Here is a 4,551-nt window from a genome sequence, read left to right on the forward strand (position 1 = left end):
CGTCCGGTTGACGGTGCGGCCGTCCATGGCGACGTTGGACAGGGCGTCGGCGTCCTTGTTGATCTCCCGCGGGATCCACTCGTAGCGCACGGTGCCGCCGGCCGAGGTGATCCGCGCGGCGACGTCACGGGCCTGGAGCGCGAGGCGACGCATGTCCTCGTGCTTGATCTTCCACCGGCCCGACATCTGCTCGACGACGAGCTTGGAGTCCATGCGGGCGAGCACCTCGGCCCCGGGGTCGATCGCGTGGGCGGCCTCCAGGCCGGCGATGAGCCCGCGGTACTCGGCGACGTTGTTCGAGGCCTTGCCGAGCGGTTCGGCGCGCTCGGCGAGCAGCGCACCGGTCTCGGTGTCGCGCACGAGAGCGCCGTATCCGGCGACGCCCGGGTTCCCGCGCGACCCGCCGTCGGCCTCGACGGTGAGCCGTCGCCTCACAAGCCGGACTCAGGGGTGCGGACGAGGATGCGCCGGCACTCCTCACAGCGCAGCACCTCGTCCTCGGGCGCGACCCGGATGCGCTGGATCTCGACGGGGTTGAGCTCGAGCTGGCAGCCTCCGCACCTGCGCTGGCGCAGCGCAGCGGCACCGATGCCCCCGTTCGCGGACCGGATCTTCTCGTAGAGGGCGACCAGGTCGTCACCCGCCTCCGCTGCGACCGTGCCGCGCGGGCCGGCGACCTCGGCCGCCTCCGCGTCGAGCACGCGAAGGGCGTCGTCGCGGGCAGCTTCGAGAGCCTGGATGCGCACCGTCAGCTCGCCGCGGCCGCGCTCGAGCTCGGAGACGTCGGACTGCGCGTTCTCGGCGCGCTCCATGACCTCGAGCTCGATGTCCTCCAGCTCAGCCTGTCGGCGGGCCAACGAGACGAGCTCGTGCTGGATGGCGGTGAGGTCCTTGGCCGACCCGGTGCCGGCGTCGAGGCGGGCCTGGTCACGAGCGACGCGGTCGCGCACCTGCTGGACGTCGGCGTCTGCCTTGGCCACCTCGCGGCTGATGTCGTCGAGCTCGGTGCGCGAGCGCACCAGCTGGTCGTCGATGAGCTGGGCCTTGCCCGACAGGTCGGCGAGCTCGGCCAGCTGCGGCAGGTGGGTACGGGCGTGCTCGATCTGGTCCAGCCGGGTGTCGATGGCCTGGAGGTCGAGCAGCCGCAGCTGCCGGGCGGTCTCGGCGTTCACGGGGTACCTCCGGGGTCGGCACCGACGACGAAGGTCCAGGGGTCGGTGCGCACTGTGCTGATGTGGGTCTCCACCCTAGTGGCGCGCTCCCCCAGGGCTGCGAGCAGCGCCCGCTCCGCAGCTGCCAACCAGACGAACTCACTGGCCCAGTGCCCGGCATCCACGAGGTACGGGGTTCCTCCGCGGGCTTCCTCCCGGGCCTCGAGGGCGGGGTGGTGGCGCAGGTCTGCCGTCACGTACACGTCGGCACCACTGGCGCGCACCGCGTCGAACAGGTCGTCACCCGACCCGCCGAGCAGCGCGACCCGGCGCACCACGGCATCCGCCGGTCCGGCCACCCGGATGCCGCCCGCGGCCGCCGGAAGGGCGGCGGCGAGCGCCACGACGAGAGCGCGAAGCGACACGGCATCAGGGAGATCCCCCACCCGTCCGAGCGGCTGCCCCTCGGCCAGCGTGAGCGGCTCGGTGTCGGTCAGGCCGCAGGCCCGCGCGAGGGCGAAGCCCACGCCGTCCGCCGCGACGTCGGCATTGGTGTGGGCGACGTACAGCGCGACGTCGCCGACGATGAGGTCGGTGACGCTCGCCCCCTTGGCACTGGTCGTGGCGAGGCTGTGCACCCCCCGCATCAGGAGGGGGTGGTGGGTGAGCAGCAGGTCGGCGCCCAGCTCGCGGGCCTCGGCGATGACGTCCAGGGTCGGGTCGACCGCCAGGTGGATGCGCCGCACGAGCTGGTGCGGGTCCCCAGTGACCAGCCCGACCCGGTCCCACGACTGCGCGGTGTGCGGCGGGTAGAGGCCCTCGATGACGTCGAGCACCTCCCGCAGGGTCAGGTCGGCGTCGTCACTCATGTGGGCCCGGCCGGGATCGAACCGACGACCTTCGCGGTGTAAACGCGGCGCTCTACCAGCTGAGCTACAGGCCCCTGGACACCCTCGACCCCCGAAGGAGCACTGATGTCCGCGCACATTGTGGCAGGTGGGCGCGCACCCGTGTCAGGCGTGCCGTCAGGGCAGGGCGGCGACCTCGGCGGGGAGGTCGCTGAAGTCGCGGCGGTCGCCGGGTCCGTTGATCAGGCTCCACTTGACGAGCCCGTCGCGGCCGACGAGGAAGGTCCCCCGCACGGGAGCGCCGGTGCGCTCGTTGAGCACGCCGTAGGCCTGGGCGACCTCGCCGTGCGGCCAGAAGTCGGAGAGCAGCGGGAAGAAGTAGCCCTGCTGGTCGGCCCAGGCACGCTGGGAGAACACGGGGTCGCTGGAGATGCAGACCACCTGGAGGTCGTCGGAGACGAACCGCTCGAGGTGGTCGCGGATCTCGTCGAGCTCGCCGGTGCAGATGCCCGAGAACGCGAAGGGGTAGAACACGATGACGACGTTCTTCTCCGCCGTCAGCCCCGAGAGGGTCACCTCGACACCGTTCTGGTCACGCAGGGCGAAGTCCGGGGCGCGCAGGCCGACGGCTAGGGGGTTCAGGGTCGACAACGGCATGGGTCCATCCTGCCAGCGACCTGCCCCACCGGAGACCCACTGAGACGGGACAGACGCGCGGATGCCGCGCGCGGGCTACCGCTTGGCCGGCGCCTTGGGTGCCACGAGCTTGTGCGCGCGCCAGTGCTCGGAGGCGGTGAAGGTCCCTGCGGGGTGCAATCCCGAGGTGACCGCGGCCTCGTCGATGTCGCTCGCGTCGACCTCCTCGGCCGACGCCTTGGGGGTGAGCAGGACGACGAACCCGCCGTCGTCGAGCACGCCGACCATGTCGACGAGGGCGTCGCCCAGGTCGCCGTCGCCGTCGCGGAACCACAGCAGCACGGCATCCGCACCACCGGTGTAGTCCTCGTCCTCCATCTCGGCGCCACAGAGGTCCTCGACGGCGAAGCGGAACTCGTCATCGACATCACTGTCGTAACCGAATTCCTGCACCACCTGGTCGCGGGTGAAGCCGAGGCGCGCAACGGCGGTGGAGCCGTTCGGCCCCGGGTCGACCGGCGGCGGGGCGGGAGTGTTCACAGTGGGTCGGGCCTTCCTGGTTCGGGGACACCGCTCGGGTGCTGGGTCCAGTCCACCAACCCGGCCGGGTCGGGTGCAAGCGGGGGGTCGGCTGGTCCCGCCCCTCGGCGGGCGTCACGGGCCCGCTCGTTGAGGCGATCGAAGGCGTCGTGGGCGGCCTCGGTGTCGAGGTGGTCGATGACGGGGCTGATGGGGCCGGGAGCAGGGATGACGTGCAGGGTCGCCACGCGGCGACTCGCCTGCAGCCAGCCCTGCTGCAGCGTCAGCGACTGGATGCGAGCGTGCGGCACGGCGATGGCGCGCCGCGTGAGCCGCCCGGAGCGCAGCAGGACGGCCCCGTCGGTGTCCGACCAGCCGTTGCGCCGCCACGAGAGCGGATCGAACAGCTTGGCCCGTGCGGAGCTGGTCTGCCAGCCCGGCTGCGGCCCTTCGCCGAGGACCGCGTCGTTCCACTGCCAGGCGGACACCCGCGGAGCGAGCAGGGTGAGCACCCGCAGGGCGTCGTCGAGCGTGCCGACGGGCAGCAACGTCGTCTCGCGCTCCCCTTCGCCGTCGCCGCTGCCCGAGGAGCCCACCCCGGCGACGTTGACGCGCACCCGCCACCAGCCGAGCGGGCGCCACCACACCGGTTGGATGACCTCGAGCGCCTGGACCCGGTTCAACGGGATGGTCATCGTCCGCAGGTCCGTCAGTCCCTCGGTCACCCGGACCCCGGTGCCGACGTCGACGAGGCGGAAGTTGCCGTGGGTCAGCATCTCCTTGCCTCGGCCGAGGACGATGAAGAACGCCGCTGGCAGCATGGCCGGCACCCCGGCGAGGGCCAGCGGGCCGACGCTGAGCACCCCCGCGGTGATCAGCCCAGCGAACAGCACGGCCCCGAGGAAGATCGTCGAGCCGTGCAGGATCGTCGCGACGAACAGTCGCCCGTTCGGCACCTCGACGACCGGGACGGCGACGACGGGCGCTCGAGGCGACGCCACGGCATCCCCCACGGCCGGTGGTGTTCCCAGCGCGTGGTCGGCCGGAGCCGGCACCACCTCCGACTGGCCCGCAAGGGCCAGGAGGTGCTCACGCAGGGCCTCGGCCCGGTTCAGCGAGATGAACGACAACGCGAGCTGGGAGTCCGAACCACCGGCCGACTGCACGACGACGCTGGCCAGGCCGAACAGCCGCGCCAGGATCGGGCGGGACAGCTCGACGGCCTGCACCCGCTCGAGCCTCACCTGGCGGTGCTGGCGGAAGAGCACACCCGTGCGCAGCTCGACCTGGCCCCCCGCCACCCGGAAGCGGGAGAAGCGCCAGGCGACCCAGTTGACGCCGGCGACCCCGGCGACGAGCAGCACGAGGGCGAGCAGGGCGAGGAACGGGTGGGCGAC

At 72.4% G+C, this 4,551-nt stretch carries 6 protein-coding genes and 1 tRNA gene; all 7 read right to left on the reverse strand.

Annotated elements, in window-relative coordinates; genetic code table 11:
* Positions 1–435, reverse strand: a 435-nt coding sequence (locus PLL68_RS11260) for a reverse transcriptase-like protein (protein WP_324534125.1), incomplete at its 3' end; no start/stop codon positions are given.
* The gene (locus PLL68_RS11265) at positions 432–1,172 is read right to left on the reverse strand and encodes a zinc ribbon domain-containing protein (RefSeq protein ID WP_324534127.1); all 741 of its coding nucleotides are present in this window, start codon (positions 1,170–1,172) and stop codon (positions 432–434) included. The genes PLL68_RS11260 and PLL68_RS11265, both read right to left, overlap by 4 nt.
* Entirely contained in the window at positions 1,169–2,020 is an 852-nt protein-coding gene (locus PLL68_RS11270; protein WP_324534129.1) for a Nif3-like dinuclear metal center hexameric protein, read from the reverse strand. Before PLL68_RS11270 ends, PLL68_RS11265 begins: the two co-directional genes overlap by 4 nt.
* A gap of 1 nt (position 2,021) precedes the next feature.
* A tRNA-Val gene (locus tag PLL68_RS11275) sits at positions 2,022–2,094 on the reverse strand.
* 82 nt (positions 2,095–2,176) lie between these two features.
* Positions 2,177–2,656, reverse strand: coding sequence for a peroxiredoxin (locus tag PLL68_RS11280; RefSeq protein ID WP_324534131.1), 480 nt, complete (start codon positions 2,654–2,656; stop codon positions 2,177–2,179).
* A 75-nt stretch (positions 2,657–2,731) separates the two neighbouring features.
* Positions 2,732–3,175 carry a DUF3052 domain-containing protein gene (locus tag PLL68_RS11285; RefSeq protein ID WP_324534133.1) on the reverse strand — a complete coding sequence of 148 codons (444 nt, stop codon included), beginning with the start codon at positions 3,173–3,175 and terminating at the stop codon, positions 2,732–2,734.
* The coding region (locus PLL68_RS11290; protein ID WP_324534135.1) for a PH domain-containing protein at positions 3,172–4,551 on the reverse strand (1,380 nt) is incomplete at its 5' end. The genes PLL68_RS11290 and PLL68_RS11285, both read right to left, overlap by 4 nt.

The sequence above is a fragment of the Ornithinibacter sp. genome (genome assembly GCF_035443565.1).
Taxonomy (GTDB): Bacteria; Actinomycetota; Actinomycetes; order Actinomycetales; family Dermatophilaceae; genus Fodinibacter.